Raw genomic sequence first — 23,730 nt, 5'->3', positions numbered from 1 at the left:
ATGTTTACCTGTTTTTTTACAATCACTGTAGAGATCGGTGTGCCGCTGAACTCAGCGGATCGATCTGGAGCTATTGGTCGATGTATTGGGATATCGTTCATAAGTTGTCTGGTTCCGCACTACGCTACTTTGATAGAAGGCTGTAGTAGTAGATTTGAGAGAGATACGAAAAAAGGCGGCAGACTAAAGACTCGCTAGCGGCCAGCGAATCAATGGAGGCTTATATTTCGTTTATCAGCGACGCTGGAATTCTGAATTTCCTCAAGGGAAAACAGTGCTCCCGTCAATCGTTCCGACTCCTCCCATAACCTGATTGCAACTTCTAGATCCAGTGCTTGTGGAGGAAGTTTGGCCGCGGAAGGATAGCCTCGGGTTTCACCAAACCTATCGGGTCCGTAATAGGCACCACCTTGCGCCTGCGGTGACGTAGCGGCGAAAAGTGTTGGCAACGCCCCCTGCGCTGCTGGCTGAAACAGGAACCAAAGGTAACGACGGATGATCCCCACGACACTTTGTGCTCCAGCGCCATTGGGCAACAAGTCGGTGCGTGAAACGCCTGGATGCGCCGCAATACTCTGGATGCCCCATCCTGCGACATCGCTGCGACGTTGCAATTCGAGAGAAAACATCAAGCAGGCCAGTTTTGACTGGCCATAGGCAACCATTGGTTTATAGCTGCGCCCGGACTGCAAATCGTCGAAGTCGATCGCACCGCTACGAGCGGCAACGCTTGATAGAGTGACGATACGCGGATAATTACCATTACACAGAAGCGGCAATAGCTGGGCCGTCAAAGCAAAGTGGCCAAGATAGTTCGTACCAAACTGTAGTTCGAAATGATCGGCCGTCATTTTCCGATCTGGGGGCGCCATAACCCCTGCGTTGTTGATAAGGAGATCGATGCTGTCAAATGAGGAGTGCAGATGCTTACCAAATGCTGCAATTGAATCGAGATTAGCGAGATCTAGTTCCTCAAACCACACATTCGCGTTAACAACATCATGGCGAATCCGATCAATGGCCGCCGCCCCTTTTGATGGGTTTCGGCCTGCAAGGATGACGCTCGCGCCAGCGCGAGCCAGCGCCAATGCGGTTTCTAGTCCAAGCCCACCTGTGCCAGTGACGACCGCGGTACGGCCACATTGAGAGGGGATGTCGGAATCTGTCCAGTTGGTCATGGGGCGTACCTCGCGTTAAGAAGAAAGATCAGTTGAGTGAATAAATCAGCTCATAGGCATTATGCAGCAGTATTTACTGGCGAGATTAATTTGCGTTTAAGACGCTCGGCACGAAGGTTGTGTCCGAGCCTGGGCTTCCAGAAGCGCCAGATATGACGGACTAGGACTTAAATGTTTCGAATAGAACAGAGTGAGACGTTCAATGGCTTGATTGACGTAATCGGGCTTGTGGTACAAGTCGTAGTGGCTGGCCCCTTCTACAACGAAGAAGTCTTTCTCAGCGGCAGGTGAACTATTGAACAGCGCTTTACCATTTTTGTATTGACCAGTGTTACCGCGGCGCCCCCCAACGATCACTTGAAGAGGCTGCGTCAGCAGTTCAGGTACCAAGTTAAAGGCATCAAAGCCGAGCAGGTGGATATAGCTGGTGAAGAGCAAGCGATTACTAGAGTTGGGGTGGCGATAGCGCGACTCCCGATAGAACGTGACAGCTTCTAGTACTTCCGGATCCGTGATGCCAACGGCTTCTGCTACTTTTATGCTGTCAGGAATCCAAGGATCAAACCTCGGTTCGGCTCCGCGTGCTTCGTCTGTACGCTGCCTGCCTATTTCTTCCAGCATTTTGAGGAGGTCTTCCCTTGTCTGCATCTCACGGAATGCTCGACCTATATCATTAGCCACGACCGTTCCAATGGCGTTGAAGCGCCGGTCGGTAAGCGCCGCTTTGACCGCGTATCCACCACCGGCGCAAATTCCCAGCAGCCCAACGCGTAACTCGTCTATGAAAGGCAGTGTCATCAGATAATCAACGGCGCAACGGATGTCCTCGACCCGAACGGATGGGTCTTCGAGATTTCGCGGCACCCCGCCACTTTCTCCCTGATATGACGGATCGAAAGTAAGGGTCACGAATCCTTGCTCCGCCATCTTCATTGCGTAAATCGCGCCGACCTGCTCCTTTACACTACTACCTGGCGTGGCTAGAACGAGTGCAGCATAGGTTTTGGTTTCGTCGAACCCGTTAGGAAAATGGATAATTCCGGCCAGTTCGATGGCTCTGTTTCTAAAAAAAATGCGTTTCATACTGACTCTCCTGCTTATATTGGCTGAGGCCGCCGTATGCACTGGGATACTGCATACGGCGACAGGGAAGCCTTTACTGGTAATCAATAAATTCGACCCAGCCATGTCGCTTGCTTCAAAAGGTCACCGCTAAACCATGGTTAACAAGCTGGATGAACGGCAGATCAGCTTAGTCAGGATTGGTTAAGGGGCACTTGATGGATAATGTGTGCCGGCGATCTCTTCGGTGACCGCCCACAGGCGAGCAGCGATCGCAATATCATTGGCCACAGAGGGGACGGTCGCCAGGCCAAGCGGGCCAATAACCTCCCGTTCTCCAGTCGGCCCGTAGTAGGCGCCACCTTGTGCGTCAGGCGCAGTGGCAGCATATAGCGTCGGCACTGCACCTTGGGCTGCCGTCTGGAGGTGTTCGCGGTTGGCAGACCACTGGCGCCCCTGCTCACTATCCAATCCGGGGCCGCGAGCAACCAGTTCGGTTACCGCAACACCGGGGTGGGCGGCCATGCTCTGGATGCCCCAGCCTGCCGCAGCGCTGCGCCGCTGCAGTTCGAATGCAAACATCAGGCCCGCCAGTTTGGACTGCGCATAGGCCGTCATTGGTTCGTAGGCCTGAGCGGAATGAAGATCGTCAAAATTGATGCTGCCGCGGAGGGCAGCGATACTCGACAGCGTAATGACGCGAGGCGCATCACTGTTGCGTAACAGCGGTAATAGCTCTGCAGTCAGGACGAAGTGCCCGACATAGTTGATGGCGAATTGCATCTCAAAGCCCTCTGCGGACGTACTGCGCTCTGGAGGCGCCATGATGGCGGCGTTGTTGATCAGACCATCCAATCGAGGGAGTGAAGTGTTGAGGCGTTGGCCCAGGGCACGAACCGAGGACAGATCGGCTAAGTCAAAGGGTTCAAAGGTCACCTGAGCATCAGGCACCTCCCGCTTGATCTGATCAATCGCCTCCTGTCCCCGCTCGGGATTGCGCGCAGCGATCACCACCTGGGCCCCCGCAGCTGCAAGGGCTTTTGCGTCTTCATACCCCATGCCGCTGGTTCCGCCAGTGACCAGAAAAATGCGTCCTTCCTGGGAGGGCATATCGGCCAGACTCCAATCCGGTTTGGGTGGGTTCTGCGCCAGCGTGGCACCCGCAAAAAATAGACACATCAACAGCACACCAAGGGCGGCGACACGGATTCGTAATACGTTAAACATTTTTCTTTCCTCATTTTTGGTTTGCTATATATCGATAGATCAGAAACGCCTGCTCAACCCCAGAACGAGGCGTCCTACGCCATTTTGATCAGGCTCCAGCAGCGGGCTGTCTCTAAGTTCGCTCGGCAGGAACTGGTACTCGACCGACCCGAGGAGTTGCCACTGCGATGATCCAACGGAATGCGCCATCGTCAGGCCAATACGCGGAACAACAGCAGAACCCGGCAAGTACTCTGCGACCCCGCGCGCCACTTCTTCATCCAGTACCCCGAAGTAGTAGCCCGCGAAATCGGAGGACATCCAGCTTGCCCCCGCATTGGCTGTGAGCGCAGCTCGGCCGAATTGCCACGTATTGCGATAGTCGAGCGAGATTTCATAGCCTTCACTGGCATCTGAAACGTCGTGAACAGCCTCAAGCGATACCGCACCCCACGACGAGCCCAAGGTCGTGCGAAAACCGGCATCTATGCCGTCATCGCGATCACTCAAGAGGTCAGGATCCACGCCATTGACCAGAAGCTCCGAACGTCCCAGATCGTCGATATCGAACCCATAAAGCCGCGCAGCTAGAATCGCATCGAACGTTAATTGACGGGACTGGTATAAATGCACACCGCCGGAGGTACCCCGGAGGAACATGCGCTCTCCCTCGTAGCTGATCAGCGGCAATGGTCGGACACGTAATCCTTCGCCTGCATAAGGGCTGTCGATAGCTGCAGCACCGACGCCGACGGACCACCTGACGGAGGGTGCCGAGACCTCCTGACCGAACGCGGCGATAGGAAGTACGCTAGAAGCGAGTTGCAATAGTATTCGAGCTAACATATTCATTCTGTGACCCTCATAGCCACGGTTTTATTGGAGTTTGGGCGACACCTCATCGCATCTATTGCACTGAAGAGCTCACGCTCTTTTCTACCAGTTGTTTAAGGCCACCGAATTCGTCTTTAGGCCCGGTGAGTGCTACTTGACCGGCCTGTGCGCGGCCCAACCAGAGACCCAACACGGCCCAAACCAACGCCAAAGGAACAACCACACTGACCAGCCCACCTATAGCCAGCCCTAATCGCCCAAGCGCGCCCTCAGTTTGGGCACCGACAACATCGCCAGCACGGTAGATGAAGGTATCTACGAAGGCCTTGGCCTTGTACTTGTCCTCACGGCCGACCACGGTAAATAACGCCTCCCGTGCTGGACGGGTGACGCCGCGTTGAAGCGCACGAGTAGTGGCCTCTAACAGGATTAACATCACGAACGACCCGTATATCGCCAATCCGATGAAGCCAAGCGCGGTTGCTATCGGTAGGATCGCTAGCGCCACGCCCAAGCCGTAACGCTGGATAATCTTACCGGTCAGAGTAAGCTGTAGAACCAGCACCGCTACCTGCGTCCACATGTCGATCTGGCCTAGTATTTCCGCGCGCGCGTCCATGTTGTCTGATACCGCTGCGACCATCTGTAGGCGGGTGAAGTAGATGAATGTTGCGAGCACAGTCATTAGCAGGATGTACCCGGCAATACCGGTCAGATAGCGTGATCGGAAAACGGCACGTAGACCTGCCCAGGCGCCACCACCGATACGTTCGTATTCGCTCGCGAATCCGGCTACGGCAGAAGTCTCCATGGAGCTGGCCTGATCCGGCACCACGCGCACCAGCAGCCAAGCCAAAGAGAGAGCTAGCAGCAAGAAACCACCGGCGACAAGCAGCAGGCTGGGCGTACCCAATGGCAGGGCCAGTTGCGACGTAAGCCACGGGCCAAAAATCGCGCCGAGGGTGCCACCGACCGAGATAAGGGCGAAGAAACGTTTGCCCTGCTCACTGGTGAACCGGTCAGCCAGCAACGCCCAGAACACCATCGTGACGAACAGGTTGAACACACTGAACCAAACAAAAAATACCTGTCCACTGCGCTGACCCACGGCGGCGGGCGCGAACACCAGCAATGCCCAAAAGGCCACCAAACTCAGCACGAAGAATGTGTAGGTCGCCCCGATGAACTGTAGTCGCTTCAAGCGACTGACCAGCCAGCCGAACAGTGGATTCACTGTCAGCGTCACCAATGCGGTACCGATAAACAGCCAACGGACACTCTCGATACCGCGTTCCATACCTAGCGCATCACGAACAGGGCGCAACAGCATCAATGCGGTCAATATACAAAAGAAGAACAGTGCTGCAATTAGCACAGGCCCAACCTCCTCAAGGCGGAGATTGAAGAGGGTTTTCAATAGACGTGGACGTTGTGCCACCGAAGTCTTGGTTCTGCTCATTGGATAGCGTCCTGGGTTGAAGCACACCACAAAGGCGTCTTTAATACTCAGTCGAAGCGGCTGATGTCGCAGTATTTACCGGTGAGATTAATTTGCGTTTAAGACGATTAGGGCAAAGTTGTTGCCGCTGTAAGCGACCGTATCCAGCGATCGCCAGCCACCTAACAGCCTTTAAGCACAGGCCTTAATCCGTTATTAATGTCGATGTAGGAATATCGCTTCCCTCCCCTTATTACTCGAGCTGCCCGCTATGGATGCGATCCTGCTTGTTGAAGACGACCACATGCTGGGTCGTGCGCTGTCATCCGCCCTTGGCCAGGAAGGCTGGCGCGTTGTGCATTGCAAAGACGTTGCATCCGCGCGTACAGCGCTGGTCGACCACGCATTCGTCGCGGTTCTACTTGATCTCGGGCTGCCGGGCGGCTCTGGATTGGAGGTGCTGTCCTCGATGCGCAGTCGCTACGACCCGACGCCGGTGCTGATCATTACCGCACGCGATCAGTTGAGCGACCGCGTCCGCGGGCTTGACGTTGGTGCTGACGACTACATCGTCAAGCCGTTTCAGCGCGACGAAATGCTGGCGCGGCTTCGTGCGGTATTGCGCCGCAGCCGTGGCGCAGTCACCCCCGTGTTGCGGTGGTGTGATGTCGAGATCGATCCCGCTGCGCGGGTTGTGACCCGTGAAGGTCAGCGTATTAGCCTTAGTGCGCACGAGTTCCGTCTACTGCTGGCACTGTTCGAGTCGCGTGGTCGTGTTCTCAGTCGTGATCAATTGCAAGATCGGCTCTACGGCGACGATACGGAGATCGGCAGCAACACCGTTGCGGTCTTCGTGCACCAACTGCGCCGCAAGCTCGGCGATGGCGTAGTGGTAACGGAGCTTGGATTCGGCTATCGCCTCGGGGATGAACACTAATGCGCGCGCTACGCACGCGGTTGCTGGTTGCGCTGGCCACAGTGCTGCTCTCTACTTGGGCTATCGGGTTCGCCATTCAGTACGTAAACGTACTGGAGCGCCAGGGTGGCGAGATAGATGGCATGCTGCGCAATATTGCCGAGCAGATACTGCAGTCGTTGCCTGCGGACATCGCCACCGCAGGCCAACAGCAGCAATTTCTGCTCAGCGGCGAGACGGTGCCAGCGGAAGGCAAGTTCGGAGCGCTCGGTTTCCAAGCCTGGGAGCATGGCACTGGGCGACGATTGATGTCTTCGCGTCCGGCACCCGCGCACCCGATGGCGCCGGACTTCGTTGATGGCTTTGCCGATGCAACCGTTGCTGGAGTGCCCTGGCGCGTATTCGCCGTCAGCGATGCCGACCAACGGGTGCAGGTGCAGGTCGGCGTGCCGACATCGGCCATCCGGGCGGAATTGATGCGATGGCTCGGCCCGACCCTACTCACAGCACTGTTGCTCCTGTTCGGTATCGGTGTCGCGATATGGCTGGTGATCCACTGGTCGCTGAGACCAGTGCTGCGCGTCAGCAAGTCGCTCTCGACGCGTGCCCCTCTCGATCTGGCACCGTTGCCCGAACATGGATTACCAAACGAATTCACGCCGCTGGTGCGTTCGTTCAACCAGTTGATGGCGCGATTGGCGCAGGCGCTTCAGCATGAACGCGAGTTCATCGGTGAGGCCGCCCATGAGCTACGCACGCCGTTGGCAGCGCTGCTGACTCAGGCGCAGGTGCTACAGCACGCCAGCGACCAAGAAGAAGCGGGCGAAGCGCTCGAGCATCTCATCGCTGGTATAGAACGCACCTCGCGACTGGCGCAACAACTGCTTGATACCGCGCGGGTGGAATCCGGCGGTTCCGCCGCGCGCGCGCAAGATGTGGATCTGGCAATGATTGCGGGGATGGTGGCCGACGAGTTCGAGTTGGTTGCGTTACGCAGTGACCAATCAATCGAAGTCGAAGGAGGTCACGCGCCAGTACATGGCGACATTGATGACCTCGGCATACTGGTTCGCAACCTGCTCGACAATGCCTTACGTCATGGAGGCCTGGGCACGCGTGTACGGCTGGAAACTTGGGTTGAAGATGAAGGACATGCTCGAATGGCGATCCTAAGCGTTGCTGATAATGGCCCTGGCATTACCGATGGCGATTACGAGCGCGTATTCGAGCGATTCTACCGCGCCGAGAACGGTCATCGTACTCAGGGCATTGGCATGGGACTTTCGTTAGTCGAACGCGTGGTCACTTCGCATGGCGGACAGTTAAGATGTGGCGTCGGTCTTGAAGGTCGTGGATTTGGCATCACAATCCAATTACCGGCATCCAAAGGGCAGAGATAGCCCCACCTCTCACCTTAAAGCCTCTCAACTAGCTGACGATTGCGCTTTTAGGCCAGAATACGTAACCCCCTTGTGCAACATATCCGTTGTTGGAACACCAACGATGCGGCACTTGAACTTTGCCGGGGCTTTTTATGCACTATCGAACGCGCACGAATTCTGCACTGACTCGCCCTCCATCAGGGCGAGTGAACGTTTCGTACATCCGATCGCCTTCCACTCTCAGTTGAAGCTCCCGCGAACTTCTCTCACTGCCCACCCAGTTAGGGAACGTAGAACCTTCTACGTAATTACCGGTGAAGCGCCCCTGCTCATCAATGGTATAACTACCGAAGAAACCAATACTTGAAGCCATGGCACGGCTATTCTCTTCATCAGTGCCACCGCCACGTGTATTTGACTCAAAACGTTCGGTGTCCCCATTGGTTAATACCTCGACGAAGTGCATGTCAGCAGTGAAAACCAGCATGCCCTGTGGATTCTCACCATAAGGATGCTCGGTAGTCCCATCGTTTTCCAATGTAGCTGACACCATGCGCCATGTTCCGGCAACCTGATTGGGTTCGGAAGGAGGCAGTAAAGGCTCGCTAGCCTGAGTAGCTACAGCGGCCGCAAGTAATAAAGTGCCAGTTATAATTCCTAGCTTCATAAGGGTGCTCCTGACGGGTTCTGAAGAGATATTTATTCTGCTGTTTTTAACTGTTGAGATGAATACCTATATTTCGCATGACCTAGTGAATAAATACCACCAACAGAAGTGCTTCAGCGCCTAGCTGCCTGAGCTTATCTACACTTTAGCCGGAGCGGGCCAACCCTAGAACTTGATGGCCACTAGCAAGTAGCTCTCTCGTAACGGCTATGCCTAAAAAGCCTGTCGCATCAGTCAAAAACATCTTCATAACGCTTCCCCTTCCTCCCAGTGAATGCTTGTCATGGGAGAGAATATCGATCAATCTTTATCCAGATAAATAAGCGGCTTTATAGGGGGATAATGACTAACACGCTAGCTCCCTCCTGCGATTCCAATAACCTTGGTGCTTTCTTAAAGGATCGGCGGCAACGACTTGACGCGCTAGCACTTGGTTTCGGAGGACACCTGGCCTTCGGCGTGAAGAAGTCGCTCAGCGAGCCCATATCAGCACAACATGGTATACGTGGGCTCGAACAGGGACGTGGGGGCGCACCATCAGTGCGCGTACTCGAAAGCCTTGCTAAGGCGCTGATGCTGACCGAAGCCGAGCGCGAGCATCTATTCTTGGTCGGCATCGGTCACCCGCCGAAAGCCCACTCCTCTGTTCAAGAAGGTATCTCGGAACGACTACAACGATTTCTCGACGCTATGCCTATGATCCCAGCGACCGTCGCAACGTCGACATGGGACATTGTTGGCTGGAACCGAGCAGCTCAACTAGCGCTCACGGATTACCCGGCACTACCTCCCGATCAACGAAACATATTGAGGCTCATGTTCCTTGATCCAGCGACACGCGCTGCCCAAAACGACTGGGAAACAGTGGCACGGTTTCTAGTGGCAACCTTTCGCGCAGAAACCGCACGTATGGGGGAGAACCCGCGATCTGCTGGACTCGTGGCGGAAATATCCAGCAAGAGTACGGATTTCAAGCGCATGTGGAGAGCAAACGATGTTCATACCGCTGGGGAAGGATCGAAGACAATTTTCCACGCAGTGGTAGGAGAAATTACCTTCGAGTTTTCATCCTTTGCGATTGACGGGCGGCCGGATCTAAAACTGATGACCTACAACCCGGCGGAGCGCTCCGACTTGGAAAAAATGGATCGGCTGAGCCACTCCGGATAACCTGTCGGCCGACCCTTTTAAAGGTGCTAATCGGCGTAGGCTGAGTCGATCGCACCATCGAAGACCACGAAGGCGACACAGAACTCTGACAAGCAATTGTCAGAGTGCAACTGGCCTCCAGGCTGATACCAATAGGCGCCCGCTGTCTGAATCGGCACGTCCGCTTCAAGCTGACCTTCATCCCAGTGCTTCATAGTCCCCTCCATAAGCGACAGGTGGTAAGCCGCGCTATGACTGTGGAAGCGACCGCCATAATTCAGAGGGAACCGAAACAGCGCTGCCGATGGGCCAGTCTGAGGATTCCCCCACAGCACCGAGATCTGAGGGCTGTTTGGATTATCAGCGTAAAGCGGCGTGAAGCGAGCCTCGGCAGCTTCGTAAGGAACCACGTACGTTCTTCCTTCGGTGGGCGGGATTTGGTCGACGTCGCTCGAATATGCAGGGATGCAGACCAACGAGCCAAGCAGCGAAGCGGCGCATGCCAAAAAAGCAGAGCGGGTCCCTAATCCAGTCCTGTCCATTCTTCTTACGGCATGTAAGCTGCACACTACCATGATGCTTTCTCCATTTAGAGGGTGGCGCAAGCGTGTTGCCTGCCGCCGAGAAAGCTGGATTGTGTGCATACCTCACATCCTGGTAAATATGTTTTGTTATAGGGGTAAAAGCACTAACAGGTTGGGCAAACCATTGCAGTCACTGCACGTTCTTGAAAGAGTGCTAGAGAGCCTAGACGCTATTTTCATCACTTTCAGCGATCTATGCTGGGTTGACGCCAGCGCCATTGAGACCAACTGTGTGGCTATACGAAGCGGGCGTTGCCCCACGACTATACTGCCTCGGAGAAACTCCCATGACCCGCTTAAACGCAGTGCTGAACGCGCTTTCGGATTCGTATCCAAGGGATAATGAAATAACGGAAACGGGATCTTGGGAGTTCTCCAACCTCTCTCCCGCCAGCATCATGCGCCAGCGCGTCACGTACTCCATGGGCGATGCTCCTATCGTTTCCCTGAACTTCTGAGCGAACGCCGAGCGCGACATACAGGCGCACTCGGCCAGCGCCTGCAGCGTCCAGCGGTGTGCAGGGTCGGCATGGATCGCATTAATTGCCGGCCCCAACTGTTTGTCCGCTACCCCCAAAAGCCATCCCCCACCGTTAATGACTCCTTCCGCCATATGAAGCCTTAGTGCCTGTACCAGCATCATATGAGCGAGGTGCTGGGCAATCAGGAAACCACCGGGCTCGGGGTCGTGCAACTCCTTCATCATGCGTTCCACAGACCACCGTAATGCAGCCTGTTCTGTCTCGTTGTGGATGTGGACGATGGGCGGCAGCATGCCCATCAGCATATCGGCATGCCCCCCACTGACGCCGAACCGGCTGCCCACGATAAAGAAATCGCCCCCGCCGTTGACCTTCACGACGGTGCCAGTACGTGGTGGGGGAAAATAGTTGCTGGAGGGCTCTGGTGGCAACGACATATCGCTCGCCAACCGAAAAGGGCGTCCGCTCGGTAGAACGAAACAGTCGCCCTTCTGCAGATGTACGGCCTCTGGAACACCATCGACGGCCAACCAACATTCGCCGGAGACTACGGCATAACACTTGAGGAGCTTATGCTGATCCGGAAATTGGAGCGACCATGCACCGCCAGCCTCCACTCCAGAGGAGACATAGCTTCGCGGTTTCAGTAGCGAGAGTACATCTGATAGGGGATCCATGGGTTCTCCTGGACGATTGCAAAGATAAGCAGGACAAACGCGCATAGACCAACCTGCACGCACCCCTTATGGTCGCAGAGTACTCGACTCTGGCAGACACCGCGAGACCTAGTTGAACGCTAAGTTAGCCACACCCTTTGTCATTCACGCCAACAATCTGAACAGCATTATAGAGGACAACACTATGATGCCATCAACTGTAAGCCCCCATCCGTTTAGCAGTGCGAACGATCAGTGTAGGCCGGGGACATCGCCGCGGGACATGGAACAGGAAATACTGATTGAACAGGAGCAGTATCTACGCAACTTATCCAATAGAACACGATACGGTTCCACTTCTCAGTCAAAGGAGATGAAACATGGACAACAAACAACTTCATCACAGTGAGCAATGCATAGGGGTAAATGATGTTGCTCGGCGCCAACTTCTTAGCGGCCTCGCTTTGGGTGCCGGTGCAGGCTTAGCTATGAGCCTAGCAATATCGCCTCTGGCGAATGCAACCAACCGCACAACTGGCACTCGAATCGTCGTGACTGCGCCGACTGGCAATATTGGTTCGCAAGTACTGACAAATTTACTAACCAGTTCCAGTGATGCGAAGATTCGCGTTATCGTGCGCGATCCATCGCGCCTTCCAGCGCAAGTACTTGATCAGGTCGAGGTCATTCAGGGCTCACACAGCGATGCGAGTATCATGGATCAGGCCCTAGAGGGAGCCAGCAGTCTGTTCTGGCTATGCCCTCCGGACTCTCGCGCAGAAAGTGTTATGAGTGCCTATGTAGACTTCACCCGCCCCGCCTGCGAGGCAATCAAGCGGAATGGCTTAGGAAGTGTGGTCAGTATCTCGGCGCTAGGAAGGGGTACACCAATGGCGGCAAATGCCGGTTACATCACTGCCTCTCTGGCAATGGACGACTTGATTGCGAGTACGGGAGTGGCGTTTAGAGCGCTAACCATGCCTTCGTTTATGGATAATATTGCTCGCCAGGCTTCCTCTATCCACGAACAGGGTAGATTCTTTCTACCTATTGATGGTGACCTCAAACTACCGGCCGTTGCCACCAGAGATATCGCTTCGGTCGCCACAGGGCTTCTACTTGATCCAACTTGGCGCAGCCAAGAAGAAGTGCCAGTGTTAGGGCCGGAAGACCTCTCCTTCAATGAAATGGCGAGAATCATGTCCGACGTTTTGGATAAGCCCGTAATTTATGAGCAGGTTTCTTTCGAAACGTACAAGACTGGCTTCGTTCAACGAGGAATGTCAGATGCCATGGCTCAAGGCCTAACCGACATGGCAAAGGCAAAGAACGAGGGGATCGATAACGCACTCAATCGCACGCCTGAAAACAGCATGCCGACCAGCTTCAGGCAATGGTGTGAAGAAGAATTGCGACCATTGATTCTCGTGTAGCGGAATTCTCCTATTTTCACTTCACTAGCCTTACGACTTACCGACGCAGCAAAACATAGATCTGGCGCGTCCGCCGGTCACTACAGCGATCAAACTGAAAACAACAGTATCAAGGTCGTCGACTATCTCGTCTGGGGGAACTTGCCAGCAAGTTATAAACCGCACGAAAGCGGCTTTAAACATGACAACGGTGCTTTTAGCCAAAGAACTTCATGATACGAGAATAAAGGTAAATTCGGTCGCACCCGGCTTTACTGCTACTGCCCTGAACGGTGGTGGCTCAGGTGCGCAAACTGAATTAGAAGCGGCTCGGGTGTGCGTCATGGTAGCACTATTGCCTGATAATGGGCCCAGGGGCGGCTTCCTTGGGCAAAATTGCAAAAGAGCCTTGGTAATAGCCATTCTATGTTAATTCCGACCAAAAAATCGCTACAGCCACACTCACAACGCTAACAGACTTGTTGGCGATGATTGTCTTATGCGCTACTTACTGGAACCTATTTTAATTCAGATTTAATGTCCATAAGAAAAAATAGAGAAATTAAGCTTAATCGTCTAGCCACGCATTCATCTTTTACCGCCTGATAGTTAAGTTTCTCTAAGTAACTATTCGGCGGTAGTCATAGGTCGAAAGAGTATCAAGTGCGATTGATCAATCGATACTTTTTGCTAATTATCATATTGGCTTACCATCGAGGTTACTATGCATATTTTAAAACGCAAGCTCCTAAATCCGCCCAACCTGCCCGATACCTTGATTGAGGGACATAGCCAAGCCGTATTAGTAGAGGGAGGCACCCGGGTGCTGATGTCTAGCCAGGTGGGGATGGATTCCGCAGGAGAGTTGGCGGGCCCTGAGCTGGCCGAGCAGACCGAAGCGGCGCTGGACAATGTCGAACGGTTGCTAACAGGCCTCGGTGGCGATCTCTCACGAGTGGTGATGCTAAGAATCTACTTAGCCGAATCCGCTCGCTACGATCAGCAAGTGGTGATGGAGGCGTTGAAGCATCGCTTCCCTGTCGCACCGCCGGCTGCCACTTGGTTAATTGTGTACGGCCTTGCCGAACCGGAATGGTTAATTGCTATCGAGGCTGAAGCTGTACTACCGGGGTTCGTCTTGAACAGCTAAATGCTTGTCACCACCGTTCACTGGCTAGAAATAACCGTAATTTTAATAGAGGCTTTGATGGTATGAGTTGTTGTATGAATTAAGTCACAACAAGCGCAAACTAACCCTGCAACTCTCGTAGCAGATCAATGAAAGCCCGCAGGCTAGGCGGCACATGCCGGTTATTCGGATAGTAGAGAAATAGACCGGGAATGCTTGGACACCACTCTTCTAGCACGGTGACCAGCCTCCCATCCCTCAAATAATCTTGTGCATAGGGCTCTGGCACATAGGCTATGCCTAAATCATCCGCGGCGGCCTCCACCATCAGTTGGCTACTGTCCAAGGTCAGCGCACCGGGCACATCTACCGCCACATCCTGGCCATGCTGCTGAAACTCCCAGCGGTAGAGTTTACCGCTCGGCAGCCTTTGCCTTATGCACTGGTGAGAGGCCAGATCGTCCGGTGTCTTTGGTACCACACGGCCACGCAGATAGCCTGGGGAGGCAACGGCAAGAAAGCGCAGCTCATGACCCACAGGGATGGCGACCATATCCTGGGGAACCGCCTCTCTCAGTCTTACGCCCGCATCAAACCCCTGCTCGACAATATCAACCAGCCGCCCCTCGGCCACGAGATCAAGCTCGACGCCATCATGAAGGGCAAGAAAACGCGGCACCACGGTTTGCAGCAACAGCCGCACGGCTCCTTCACTGCCATTGATACGCAGCCGCCCCGTGATCTTTCCTTCGGCGCTGGAAGCATCCTCAAGGATTGACTCCAAGTCGCTCAATAGCGGGCTCAGCCGTAATAACAGCCGCTCGCCGCTCTCTGTCAGCGAGACACTACGTGTGGTTCGGTGCAGCAGCCGGGTGCCCAACCGTTGCTCAAGCGTGCGCACAGTATGGCTGAGTGAAGAGCGGCTGACTCCCATCAGGTCGGCTGCTCGGCGAAAGCTACGGTGCTCCGCCACGGCCTGAAACGCCTTGAGGTCGGTTAACGTTGGCTTACTCATTGGTGAATAAACTTCACCTCCTCGTGCCAATTGATGAGCATTCCCTTACCAGTTTTACTGCCCTAACCTTTGTCTTGCAACATTTAATGAATGGCTTAGGAGATATCTCATGGCTAAAACCTGGCTTATCACAGGCACATCCACCGGCCTTGGCCGGCTACTCACTGAACGGCTGCTTGAACGCGGCGACCGCGTTATAGCAACGCTACGCCGCAAGGGTTCGCTGGACGACTTGCTCGCCCTGCATGGTGATCGCTTGCAGATACTGACCTTCGACGTGACGGATACGTCGACGATGAGAGATGCCGTTTCGCAAGCGTTCACTACGTTCGATCGAATCGATGTGGTCGTCAGCAATGCGGGGTATGGACTCTTTGGAGCTGCCGAAGAAGCCAGCGATGAACAGATTGAGCGGCAAATCGCGACCAACCTCACAGGCTCTATCCAGTTCCTTCGCGCTGTACTGCCACATTTACGTGAACAAGGGGGCGGCCGCATCATTCAGGTATCGTCAGAGGGCGGCCAGATCGCCTATCCAAGCTTCAGCCTTTATCACGCCACGAAGTGGGGCATCGAGGGGTTCGTCGAATCCGTGGCAAAGGAGGTCGCGCCATTTGGTATTGATTTCGTTATCGCCGAGCCGGGCCCCACGGCCACTCACTTTGCTGAAGGACTGGATCGCACACCCACGACGACGATCTATGAAGATACCCCAGCAGGCGAGCTGCGTAGAGCACTGGCGTCAGGAGACTTGGCCATTAAAGGCGATGCAGGCAACACCGTTGATGCCATCATTAACATAACTGACATGCCGAACCCACCACTGCGTATTACGTTAGGCAGCACGGCCTATGACTCCATTAGCCATGCGCTAAAAGAAAGGCTTGAGTCGCTCGAAGCGTATAAGGAGGTGGCGCTCTCTGCGGACAGAGATGAAGTGACTTAGTATGCAACTCCCGCTATGCATTGTCTTCACTCAAGCGCCTATTCGTTGCGCTTCAGGAACGTCTCCATTAACGGCTTGGAGAGATTTTTGATAGCGGAGAGCATCGCGCTTCGGTGGTGTTTGAAAAAGACGGCCGTATTCGCGAGTGAATTGCGATACGCTCTCGTAACCGACCTCAAAGGCAGCATTACTCGCGGAGCATCCCTCGTCGAGCATGAGGCGGCGCGCTTCAATCAAACGCAGCCGCTGTTGATACTGTCCCGGCGTTAGCGAGGTCATGTGCTTGAAGTGTTTGTGAAACGAGCTGAGGCTCATGCCTGCCTTTGCCGCTAGTTGCTCCACCGACACCCGAGACGTGTACTCGGCTCGCAAGAGTGCAATGGCGTCAGCAAGGTGGCTCGCGTAGCTATCCGGGTCGGCGATATCCCGTAAAGCGGCCCCCTGAGGGCCCGACAGCAGCCAGTAATGCAACTCCTGCATGATGCCTGGGCGAAGAAGCGGCGCTGAATCAGGGCGATCCAGCAGTTTCATCAGCCTTGATACGCAGTCAATCACCTCGACTTCACTATCTTCGGCAAATAAGGTCGGTATCTCGGGTAGTTGCTGGGCATGGGCACTCCCTATATGAGCGGCTAGCTCACGCAGGATCGCCCTATCCAGCTCGACCGCAACGGCTAGATAGGGCTCCTCCGTACTTGCCTGCACAATCCTACCCACCACGGGCATATCAGCGCTGACGATCACCGACTCCCCGGCGGACAAGACCGCTTGTTGTTTCCCAACAAGAATGCGCTTGGCGCCCTGGAGAACCAAACATACCAGTGGCTTATAGACCGATTGCAGATCGCCAGCTGGCGCCTCGACGCACATCATTCGCAGGCCCGGCACGGATGTTAACGCCAAACCATCGCTATTGGCGTGACGTTTGGCATACGTCTGAACCGCCTGTTTGAGTGAGTTCATGAGCTTTTCTCTAGCGTTTCGGCTCAACGTTAGCATGGCGATGAAGGCTTTTCTTCTCGCCTACAGGATCAGGCAAGTTTTTTGTAGATGCTGGCAAGCCCCGCCGCCGCCAAATTGGTAAAAAGTGAGTGGCATTCGCCTCTAAAAGTAGACGGAGAGTTAAACCATGAAAATGTCAGGAAACACCATACTTATCACCGGCGGTGGCTCCGGGATTGGTCGTGAACTTGCCTTACGTTTCAATGCGCTTGGCAACACCGTGATCGTCGCCGGTCGGCGCATGGAAACGCTGGAGGAGACCATTGCTGGCCAGCGCGACATGCACGCGATGGTTGTCGATGTTGAGGATCCAGAGGAGATCACCGCCTTTGCTGAGCGTGTCATCGCCGAGCACCCCAACCTCAATGTACTGATCAACAATGCGGGCATTATGCGGCGCGAGGACTTGTCCCGCACCCGCGACCTGAGCGATGCCGAGCAGACAGTCGTTGCCAATCTACTCGGGCCGATCCGGCTAACGAACGCACTGACCGACCATCTGGTAAACCAGCCAGACGCGGCGATCGTGAACGTCTCCTCGGGGTTAGCGTTTGTGCCGTTAAGCGGCACGCCCACCTATAACGCCACCAAGGCAGCCATCCACTCTTACACAATCTCACTACGCGAGCAGCTCAAGGGTAAGGTCGAGCTCATCGAGCTTGCGCCCCCTGCGGTGCAGACGGAGCTGACGCCGGGCCAGTCGACCCGTGAAGGCTATATGCCGCTCAATGATTACATCGAAGAGGTCATGACACTGTTTCAACAGCAACCGACACCCAAGGAAATTTTGGTGGAGAAAGTCAATTTCTTACGCTGGGCAGAGCGTGACGGACACTTCGATCAAGCGGTCGAGATGCTCAGCAAGATGTGAGCTCCCCTATCCTCTAGCCTTCTAACTCGCACATGCACTGTTTGCTGATGGCCACAGTGCATTTGTCCATTCACGTCGGTCAACCATTCTCAGAGCGAATAAAGGATAGAAGACAAGCCCTTACCTCAACGCAAGCTAACGATTACCCACCCTTCACTGCAATATTTTTAATTATGCGAGCAGGATTACCGCCTACCACCACATTATCGGGTACATCCTTGGTTACAACAGCGCCCGACGCTATGACCACGTTATTGCCTACTCTAACGCCTGGATTAATGATGGCGCCGCCACCAATCCAGACGTTATCGCCAAACGTAATCGGCTTTGCGTATTCTTTACCCGCATTGCGCTCATGCGGATCAAGCGGATGGGTCGCCGTATAAATCTGCACATTCGGCCCAAGCATGCAGTTATCGCCAAAGCGTATTTCACAAACATCTAGCAGGATACAGTCGAAGTTAGCGAAAAAGTTTTCGCCTACATGAATGTTATACCCGTAATCCAAGCGTAAATTAGCTTCTATATAGAGGTTTTCTCCCGTCGATCCGAACAACGATTTCAAGGCTTTCAAGCGCTGGGCGTCAGTTTCCAATACGTGATTGTAGAGCCTCACTTGTCGCCTTGTTTCTTCACGCTCTTTTAGCAGTAGCGGATCAGCAGGGTTATAGAGCTCTCCTGCTAGCATCTTGTCTTTTTCTGAACGCATTAGTCACCCTCCTAGATTTTGCCCAATATTAATCACTCTCAGCCGTTGTTATCACCCTGCAGTTTTCCGTCAAGCGTCGCAGCCAGTTCACAAAATCGTCAATACAGCTGTAAACAACAGGAATGACCAGCAGGCTCAACAGCGTCGACGTGATCAACCCGCCAATGACCACTAAGGCCATGGGGGCCCGAAAGCTGGGATCGCCAGCCCATCCTAGGGCGATCGGCATCATGCCCGCCCCCATGGCAATGGTGGTCATCACGATGGGCCGGACACGTTTTTTGCAGGCATCAATAATGGCGTCCACGCGTTCCAACCCATGCACCCGACGGGCGATAATGATGTAGTCCACCAGCAGGATTGAGTTCTTGGTGGCGATGCCCATCAGCATGATCAATCCGATCATGGCAGGCAGCGACACGGGCGTCTGCGTGAGGAACAGCGCCAGGAAAGCCCCAGGTACGGAGAGCACCAGCGCCACCAGAATAGTGACCGGTTGCATGAAATCCTTGAGCAGCAGCACCAACAACATATAGATACACAGCACGCCGGTCAGCATGGCAACTCCGAAGCTTGAGGCAAGCTCCTCCATTTCCTCTGCATCGCCTTCTGCTTTCTGAAACACGCCGCGCGGCAACTGACGTAAACTGGGCAGTGCCTGCACGGCCTGTTCGATTTCTCCCAAAGGCTGCCCTTGCAGGCTCACCTCGAAATTGACGTTGCGCAGACGATCATGCCGGGTGATTTCCGAAGGACCGCTGCTCCACTCAACGTTAGCCACGCTCTCCAGCGGCACTGGCCCGTTCGCACCAGGCACTGGTAGCCGTTTAAGGGTCGCCATATCCTCCCGAGCGGCATCCGCCAGCCGAACCATCACCGGCACCTGACGCGAGCTGAAGTTCAACTTAGGAAGGTCCTCGGCGTTATCGCCCACGGTCGCGATGCGCAGCGTATCGGCGATGGTCTGAGCCGAGACCCCAAGGTCGGCGGCGCGGGCAAAATCAGGGCGTACAATGAGTTCAGGCCTGACCAGGCTGGCCGTCGAACTCACCGCGCCGATGCCGGGAATGGCGCGCATCTCCCGCTCGACTTGGCGGGCATGCAGTTCAAGCACTCGGCTATCCTCACCGGCGAGCACCAACTCATAGCCATCCCCCTCGTCGCCTACGCGAGTTCGCACGCCGGGAAGCGTGGCGAGTGCAATGCGTAACTGCTGCTCTATGTCTTGCTGCGTAACGCCCGCGCGGGTTGCGCGATCCGCCAAACCAACGGTCAGTTCCACCGAGGTCACATCAGAGTCACTGCTGCCGGAGTCCTCACCGACGGCCGCGAAGACGCTGACTACATGCTGTTGCGTCTCCAGTCGTGAGCGTGCCTGCTCGGCAAGCGCCTCCGCTTCAGACAAGGTGCTACCGGGCGGCAAGGTGAGCGTCGCCTGCGTCTGGGAATTATCATCGGGGGGTATGAAGGTCCCCGGCAGGGTCGAGGCCAGCCAGATACCTCCTGCAAAGCAGGCCGCCGCCGCGAGGAGCGTTGTCTTACGGTGGCGCAGGCACCCGTTAGCAACGATCAAGTAGTAGTTAATCCACGTTGGATCGCGCGAGGGATGTTGGGGTTTGCGCAGCAGATACGCAGCCAGCATGGGCGTGAGAAGACGCGCCACCAGCAGCGAAAACAGCACCGCTACCGAGGCCGTCCAACCGAACTGAACGAAGAATTGCCCGACGGTGCCACTCATAAAGGCTGTGGGCAGAAAAACGGCAATCAATGTAAAGGTGGTAGCGACAACGGCCAGGCCAATTTCCGCCGCCGCGTCCATGGCGGCCCGGCGCGGGGGCTTGCCCATTAGCAGGTGCCGTTCGATATTCTCAATCTCGACAATGGCATCGTCCACCAGCACTCCGATCACCAGCGAGAGCGCCAGCAACGTCACCACATTGAGCGAGAAGCCCATCAGGTGCATGAAAGCGAAGGTGGGGATGATCGAGAGGGGAAGCGTGACCGCCGCTATCAGTGTGGCCCGCCAATTGCGTAGAAAGCAGAACACCACCAGCACCGCCAGCGCCATCCCCTCGAATAGCATGTGCATGGAGCCCTGGTAGTTCTCCAGCACCGGCCCAACAAAATTGAAGGCTTCTTCGACCTCGACATGGGGATATTGCGCCTGCAAGTCGGCAACAGCAGCCTGCACCCCCTCGGCCACATCTACCTCGCCGTACCCCTCGGCACGGGTCATCTCGACGCCGACGACGGGCGCGCCATCAAGCAATGCCATCGAGCGCCGTTCGGCCACGGTATCGGTAACCGTCGCCACCTGATCAAGGCGAATACGCCGACCGTCGCTGAGTGCCAGCTCCATCGTCGCAAGCTCAGCTGCGGATTCAGCGTTGGCGATGATGCGCACGGCCTGTTCGGCTCCGCCGACATCCACGCGCCCACCGGGCGCCTCCAACTGCGCCTGGCGCAGCTGGCGTGATATATCCAGCGCTGTCGTGTTCATCGCCAGCAGACGATCCGCATCCAATGCTACGCGGACTTCGCGATCGACCCCGCCGATACGCCGAACCGAACCAACGCCTGGCACCGACAAGACGGCCTTGGTCATTTTGTCATCGACAAACCAGGAGAGTGCCTCATCGTCTAGATCGGAGGAGGTCACCGCGTAGCGTACAATCGGCTCACTGAAAAACTCACCCTTCCGAATCACTGGATCACGCAGGTCGGCGGGCAGATCCGAGCGGATGCGAGCAACAGCGTCGCGCACATCCTCAAGAGCCTCTTGCAAGGACTTTTCCAGCCTGAATTCGATAGCAATGTCGGCATTGCCATCCGTCAGCGTTGTATTGATGTTTTTGACGCCGGAGACGGTAGCGATGGAGTCCTCGATCTTGCGGGCAACCTCGTTCTCCATTAAGGCGGGGGCCGCCCCCGGCAACGAGGCGGATACCTCTACGAGGGGCAGCTGTACATCCGGCAAGTCCTGAATAAACAAGCCTCGGAAGGAGATGAGCCCCCAGAAGGTCAATAGGATGAAGAGCAGAACAACCGGAATAGGGTTGCGAATCGCCCAGGATGAGGTATTCAGTGTCATACCCCCTCCTCGGCGTCGGTCTCAACCACCCGCACCTGATCACCGTTGCCAAGAAAAGCACCGCCCGAGGCGACCACCAAGGCGCCAGGTTCAAGGCCGGAGAGAATTTCGATTCGATCCTCTGTGTGCTGGCCCAAGGCAACTTTCTGCTCCGTTATCTGGCCTTCATCGCTGACGCGATGGACGTAGCCAAAGCCATCGCGAAGCTGCACCGCAGAGCGTGGTAGCGTCAACACTTGGCGCGTGCCCAGCTCGAATTTACCACGTGCAAACATTCCCGCCCGGGCAACGTCGCTTAACGGTAGGTCGACATAGACCAGACCGTTGCGGGTAGCGGTGTCCACTAACGGCGCGATGGTGCGCAAGCGCCCTTCGAGCTCATATCCACCGGGCACGGTGACCCTGGCAGTCTGGCCCGGTCGCAGCTCATTCAGATCAGACGCGGCGACCTCTGCCCGCCACTCCAGGCGACCATGGCGCGTCAACCGGAACAGCTCCTGATCAGTGCCGGTGACAGCACCAACAGTGGCTGTGCGGGAGGTAATCAAACCGTCGTCCGGGGCAACCACTTGCGTCTGAGCCAAGCGTAGTTCTTGGGCTTCATTCTGCGCTTGCGCAACGCCTAGCCGCGCACGGGCGGTAAGTTCGGCGGTTTCGTATTGCTGAATCTGCTGCTCTGAAAGCGATCCCGTGGTTTTCAAACTTCGGGCACGCTGGGCATTGGCATTCGCTTCCGCAAGCGTTGCCTCGGCTTCCGCCACGGCGGCGCGGCTCCTAGCCAGCTCTGCGCGCACCGTTGTATCGTTATAAACGGCCAGCACCTGCCCTTCCGTGACCTCATCACCCACGTCTACCTTGACGTCTACCAGCCGCAGGCCACCGATTTCGGTACCGATAATGATTTCCTGCCACGCAGCGATATCACCATTGGCCGCAATCGTCGTCGGAAGCGTCTGAGGTTCTAATGTCGTCACGTTGACTGATAGTGAGGGCTGCGCCGTCGGTTCGGCGACGGCATCGCTTTCCGACGACACCGCCTGCATACATGCCAGCGCGGCAGCGCTAGCAATCACGACAAGCATAATGCCGAAACAACTTTTTCGTTTTGGAAATGGCATAATCCAGGCCTGCTTCAAAGGGTTCAATTCATTGATGAAAAAGAAAATCCAAGAATTTCAGTTGAACCACTATCGGCCTGCCTTCCTTTCTCGTTTCTTACTGACATCACGTTTTAAATAAATCCGGCACCAGTAAGAAACGCGTAAGATAGCGCTCCTGATGATGGCACTTTCATACCACTCTCACTTTCAAACCATGCTAGGAGTGCCACCATGAGTTATCATCAGTCGCTATTACTGAACGGCCGCCTCATCACTATAAGATTGGCGACAGCCGCATGTATCGGTGGTCTTGTTATTGTCTCTCCGTTGGCGTTCGCCGACGAAGAGGACTCAGACGAAACCACTTGGGGATTGGGCGTAGGCGCAATAAGCGAACAGGATCCCTATGCCGGTATCGACAGGGAAAACACCCCATTTCCCTTGTTCCTGATCGAAAACCGGTACATTAGTGTCTTCGGACCGGAAATCGAATTTAAACTGCCGAGTCTTGTCATCAACGACTCACAACAGCTCAATTTCGGCATCGTCGCCCAGTACGATGAGAGCGGCTACGAGCCAGGCGACGCCCCGATTCTCAACGGCATGCGTGAGCGCAAGGGCGGATTTTGGGCGGGGGCCAAAATGGAATGGGAGACCGACTTCGTTGATGTTAGTGCCGAATGGCTCACCGACGTCTCCGGCAACAGCGACGGACATCGCTTCGATCTTGGCCTGGAGAGAACGTGGGAATTCGGCGAACATATAATGGTAACCCCACACGTGGGGGCGTCCTGGCAGGACGACAAGAACGTCGATTACTACTTCGGCGTTCGCGATAATGAGGTTCGCTTCGATCGCCCCGCCTATAAGGGAGAGTCGGCTACCAATATCGAGGCGGGGG

The 23,730-nt window shown here is 55.3% G+C and carries 22 protein-coding genes; 9 read left to right on the top strand and 13 right to left on the bottom strand.

The annotated features are described in order from the left end of the window. Positions 1 to 209: 209 nt before the first annotated feature. The 5 genes from HALA3H3_RS03145 to HALA3H3_RS03125 all read right to left on the bottom strand — a co-directional run bounded on the left by HALA3H3_RS03145 (position 210) and on the right by HALA3H3_RS03125 (position 5,739). On the bottom strand, positions 210 to 1,178 hold the full coding sequence (locus HALA3H3_RS03145; RefSeq protein ID WP_022519850.1) for an SDR family oxidoreductase: 969 nt from the start codon (positions 1,176 to 1,178) through the stop codon (positions 210 to 212). Between the two features lie 96 nt (positions 1,179 to 1,274). After that, positions 1,275 to 2,261 carry an alpha/beta hydrolase gene (locus tag HALA3H3_RS03140; protein WP_022519849.1) on the bottom strand — a complete coding sequence of 329 codons (987 nt, stop codon included), beginning with the start codon at positions 2,259 to 2,261 and terminating at the stop codon, positions 1,275 to 1,277. Positions 2,262 to 2,444: 183 nt separating this feature from the next. Continuing rightward, entirely contained in the window at positions 2,445 to 3,467 is a 1,023-nt protein-coding gene (locus tag HALA3H3_RS03135) for an SDR family oxidoreductase (RefSeq protein ID WP_022519848.1), read from the bottom strand. Positions 3,468 to 3,506: 39 nt separating this feature from the next. After that, positions 3,507 to 4,298, bottom strand: a complete 792-nt coding sequence (locus HALA3H3_RS03130; protein WP_022519847.1) for a MipA/OmpV family protein — start codon at positions 4,296 to 4,298, stop codon at positions 3,507 to 3,509. Positions 4,299 to 4,353: 55 nt separating this feature from the next. Continuing rightward, complete coding sequence (locus tag HALA3H3_RS03125; protein ID WP_022519846.1) at positions 4,354 to 5,739, bottom strand: NTP/NDP exchange transporter; 1,386 nt, start codon at positions 5,737 to 5,739, stop codon at positions 4,354 to 4,356. 250 nt (positions 5,740 to 5,989) lie between these two features. Between HALA3H3_RS03125 and HALA3H3_RS03120 the strand changes: the two genes are divergently transcribed. Together HALA3H3_RS03120 and HALA3H3_RS03115 are read left to right on the top strand one after the other, a co-directional pair. Further along, positions 5,990 to 6,655 (top strand): response regulator transcription factor, encoded by a 666-nt coding sequence (locus HALA3H3_RS03120; protein ID WP_022519845.1) that lies wholly within the window; start codon positions 5,990 to 5,992, stop codon positions 6,653 to 6,655. Further along, positions 6,655 to 8,034, top strand: a complete 1,380-nt coding sequence (locus HALA3H3_RS03115) for a HAMP domain-containing sensor histidine kinase (protein WP_022519844.1) — start codon at positions 6,655 to 6,657, stop codon at positions 8,032 to 8,034. Before HALA3H3_RS03120 ends, HALA3H3_RS03115 begins: the two co-directional genes overlap by 1 nt. A 139-nt stretch (positions 8,035 to 8,173) precedes the next feature. Here HALA3H3_RS03115 and HALA3H3_RS03110 read toward each other — a convergent pair whose 3' ends face one another. Further along, a complete protein-coding gene (locus HALA3H3_RS03110) occupies positions 8,174 to 8,683 on the bottom strand; it encodes a lipocalin-like domain-containing protein (RefSeq protein ID WP_022519843.1) in 510 nt (169 codons plus the stop codon). A gap of 342 nt (positions 8,684 to 9,025) precedes the next feature. Between HALA3H3_RS03110 and HALA3H3_RS03105 the strand changes: the two genes are divergently transcribed. Beyond that, positions 9,026 to 9,853, top strand: a complete 828-nt coding sequence (locus tag HALA3H3_RS03105; RefSeq protein ID WP_022519842.1) for a helix-turn-helix transcriptional regulator — start codon at positions 9,026 to 9,028, stop codon at positions 9,851 to 9,853. Between the two features lie 26 nt (positions 9,854 to 9,879). Here the strand turns inward: HALA3H3_RS03105 and HALA3H3_RS27930 are convergent, their stop codons facing one another. Next, positions 9,880 to 10,374: a cupin domain-containing protein gene (locus tag HALA3H3_RS27930; RefSeq protein WP_375340852.1), complete on the bottom strand. Its 495-nt coding sequence runs from the start codon at positions 10,372 to 10,374 to the stop codon at positions 9,880 to 9,882. A gap of 235 nt (positions 10,375 to 10,609) precedes the next feature. Then, a complete protein-coding gene (locus HALA3H3_RS03095) occupies positions 10,610 to 11,575 on the bottom strand; it encodes an AraC family transcriptional regulator (protein WP_022519841.1) in 966 nt (321 codons plus the stop codon). Positions 11,576 to 11,934: 359 nt separating this feature from the next. Between HALA3H3_RS03095 and HALA3H3_RS03090 the strand changes: the two genes are divergently transcribed. From HALA3H3_RS03090 to HALA3H3_RS03085, 3 genes are all read left to right on the top strand, one after another. Next, positions 11,935 to 12,987, top strand: coding sequence for an NmrA family NAD(P)-binding protein (locus tag HALA3H3_RS03090; protein ID WP_022519839.1), 1,053 nt, complete (start codon positions 11,935 to 11,937; stop codon positions 12,985 to 12,987). Positions 12,988 to 13,042: 55 nt separating this feature from the next. After that, positions 13,043 to 13,399, top strand: coding sequence for an SDR family oxidoreductase (locus HALA3H3_RS27780; protein WP_082116807.1), 357 nt, complete (start codon positions 13,043 to 13,045; stop codon positions 13,397 to 13,399). A 291-nt stretch (positions 13,400 to 13,690) separates the two neighbouring features. Next, positions 13,691 to 14,116 carry a Rid family hydrolase gene (locus tag HALA3H3_RS03085; RefSeq protein WP_022519837.1) on the top strand — a complete coding sequence of 142 codons (426 nt, stop codon included), beginning with the start codon at positions 13,691 to 13,693 and terminating at the stop codon, positions 14,114 to 14,116. A gap of 100 nt (positions 14,117 to 14,216) precedes the next feature. Here HALA3H3_RS03085 and HALA3H3_RS03080 read toward each other — a convergent pair whose 3' ends face one another. Further along, entirely contained in the window at positions 14,217 to 15,110 is an 894-nt protein-coding gene (locus HALA3H3_RS03080; RefSeq protein WP_022519836.1) for a LysR family transcriptional regulator, read from the bottom strand. Between the two features lie 109 nt (positions 15,111 to 15,219). Here HALA3H3_RS03080 and HALA3H3_RS03075 point away from each other — a divergent pair, with 109 nt between their 5' ends. Then, a complete protein-coding gene (locus HALA3H3_RS03075; protein WP_022519835.1) occupies positions 15,220 to 16,056 on the top strand; it encodes an SDR family oxidoreductase in 837 nt (278 codons plus the stop codon). Between the two features lie 30 nt (positions 16,057 to 16,086). On the opposite strand, the gene HALA3H3_RS03070 is transcribed toward HALA3H3_RS03075, so the two are convergent. After that, entirely contained in the window at positions 16,087 to 17,019 is a 933-nt protein-coding gene (locus tag HALA3H3_RS03070) for an AraC family transcriptional regulator (RefSeq protein WP_022519834.1), read from the bottom strand. Positions 17,020 to 17,185: 166 nt separating this feature from the next. Between HALA3H3_RS03070 and HALA3H3_RS03065 the strand changes: the two genes are divergently transcribed. After that, the gene (locus tag HALA3H3_RS03065; protein ID WP_022519833.1) at positions 17,186 to 17,929 is read left to right on the top strand and encodes an SDR family oxidoreductase; all 744 of its coding nucleotides are present in this window, start codon (positions 17,186 to 17,188) and stop codon (positions 17,927 to 17,929) included. A gap of 142 nt (positions 17,930 to 18,071) precedes the next feature. Here the strand turns inward: HALA3H3_RS03065 and HALA3H3_RS03060 are convergent, their stop codons facing one another. The 3 genes from HALA3H3_RS03060 to HALA3H3_RS03050 are packed head-to-tail and all read right to left on the bottom strand — an operon-like array spanning position 18,072 to position 22,847. Further along, positions 18,072 to 18,638, bottom strand: coding sequence for a sugar O-acetyltransferase (locus tag HALA3H3_RS03060; RefSeq protein ID WP_022519832.1), 567 nt, complete (start codon positions 18,636 to 18,638; stop codon positions 18,072 to 18,074). A 28-nt stretch (positions 18,639 to 18,666) separates the two neighbouring features. Then, a complete protein-coding gene (locus tag HALA3H3_RS03055; protein ID WP_022519831.1) occupies positions 18,667 to 21,729 on the bottom strand; it encodes an efflux RND transporter permease subunit in 3,063 nt (1,020 codons plus the stop codon). Beyond that, a complete protein-coding gene (locus HALA3H3_RS03050; RefSeq protein ID WP_022519830.1) occupies positions 21,726 to 22,847 on the bottom strand; it encodes an efflux RND transporter periplasmic adaptor subunit in 1,122 nt (373 codons plus the stop codon). Before HALA3H3_RS03050 ends, HALA3H3_RS03055 begins: the two co-directional genes overlap by 4 nt. A 213-nt stretch (positions 22,848 to 23,060) precedes the next feature. On the opposite strand from HALA3H3_RS03050, the gene HALA3H3_RS03045 reads away from it, so the two are divergent. Beyond that, positions 23,061 to 23,730: MipA/OmpV family protein (locus HALA3H3_RS03045; RefSeq protein WP_053856883.1), on the top strand; the 670-nt coding region annotated here is incomplete at its 3' end.

This window comes from Halomonas sp. A3H3 (assembly GCF_000982975.1).
Classification (GTDB): Bacteria; Pseudomonadota; Gammaproteobacteria; order Pseudomonadales; family Halomonadaceae; genus Vreelandella; species Vreelandella titanicae.
Note: the sequence above shows the minus strand (reverse complement) of the source record. Positions and strands in the feature narration are given on the sequence as shown.

Bases quoted from the DNA above. Each gene is read 5' to 3' on its own strand.
- HALA3H3_RS03120 (WP_022519845.1), top strand. From the start codon at position 5,990: ATGGATGCGATCCTGCTTGTTGAAGACGACCACATGCTGGGTCGTGCG.
- HALA3H3_RS03085 (WP_022519837.1), top strand. From the start codon at position 13,691: ATGCATATTTTAAAACGCAAGCTCCTAAATCCGCCCAACCTGCCCGAT.
- HALA3H3_RS03125 (WP_022519846.1), bottom strand. From the start codon at position 5,739: ATGAGCAGAACCAAGACTTCGGTGGCACAACGTCCACGTCTATTGAAA.
- HALA3H3_RS03135 (WP_022519848.1), bottom strand. From the start codon at position 3,467: ATGTTTAACGTATTACGAATCCGTGTCGCCGCCCTTGGTGTGCTGTTG.
- HALA3H3_RS03145 (WP_022519850.1), bottom strand. From the start codon at position 1,178: ATGACCAACTGGACAGATTCCGACATCCCCTCTCAATGTGGCCGTACC.
- HALA3H3_RS03080 (WP_022519836.1), bottom strand. From the start codon at position 15,110: ATGAGTAAGCCAACGTTAACCGACCTCAAGGCGTTTCAGGCCGTGGCG.
- HALA3H3_RS03140 (WP_022519849.1), bottom strand. From the start codon at position 2,261: ATGAAACGCATTTTTTTTAGAAACAGAGCCATCGAACTGGCCGGAATT.
- HALA3H3_RS03070 (WP_022519834.1), bottom strand. From the start codon at position 17,019: ATGAACTCACTCAAACAGGCGGTTCAGACGTATGCCAAACGTCACGCC.
- HALA3H3_RS03105 (WP_022519842.1), top strand. From the start codon at position 9,026: ATGACTAACACGCTAGCTCCCTCCTGCGATTCCAATAACCTTGGTGCT.
- HALA3H3_RS03090 (WP_022519839.1), top strand. From the start codon at position 11,935: ATGGACAACAAACAACTTCATCACAGTGAGCAATGCATAGGGGTAAAT.
- HALA3H3_RS03050 (WP_022519830.1), bottom strand. From the start codon at position 22,847: ATGCCATTTCCAAAACGAAAAAGTTGTTTCGGCATTATGCTTGTCGTG.
- HALA3H3_RS03075 (WP_022519835.1), top strand. From the start codon at position 15,220: ATGGCTAAAACCTGGCTTATCACAGGCACATCCACCGGCCTTGGCCGG.
- HALA3H3_RS27930 (WP_375340852.1), bottom strand. From the start codon at position 10,374: ATGGACAGGACTGGATTAGGGACCCGCTCTGCTTTTTTGGCATGCGCC.
- HALA3H3_RS03060 (WP_022519832.1), bottom strand. From the start codon at position 18,638: ATGCGTTCAGAAAAAGACAAGATGCTAGCAGGAGAGCTCTATAACCCT.
- HALA3H3_RS03115 (WP_022519844.1), top strand. From the start codon at position 6,655: ATGCGCGCGCTACGCACGCGGTTGCTGGTTGCGCTGGCCACAGTGCTG.
- HALA3H3_RS03130 (WP_022519847.1), bottom strand. From the start codon at position 4,298: ATGAATATGTTAGCTCGAATACTATTGCAACTCGCTTCTAGCGTACTT.
- HALA3H3_RS03110 (WP_022519843.1), bottom strand. From the start codon at position 8,683: ATGAAGCTAGGAATTATAACTGGCACTTTATTACTTGCGGCCGCTGTA.
- HALA3H3_RS03055 (WP_022519831.1), bottom strand. From the start codon at position 21,729: ATGACACTGAATACCTCATCCTGGGCGATTCGCAACCCTATTCCGGTT.
- HALA3H3_RS03095 (WP_022519841.1), bottom strand. From the start codon at position 11,575: ATGGATCCCCTATCAGATGTACTCTCGCTACTGAAACCGCGAAGCTAT.
- HALA3H3_RS03065 (WP_022519833.1), top strand. From the start codon at position 17,186: ATGAAAATGTCAGGAAACACCATACTTATCACCGGCGGTGGCTCCGGG.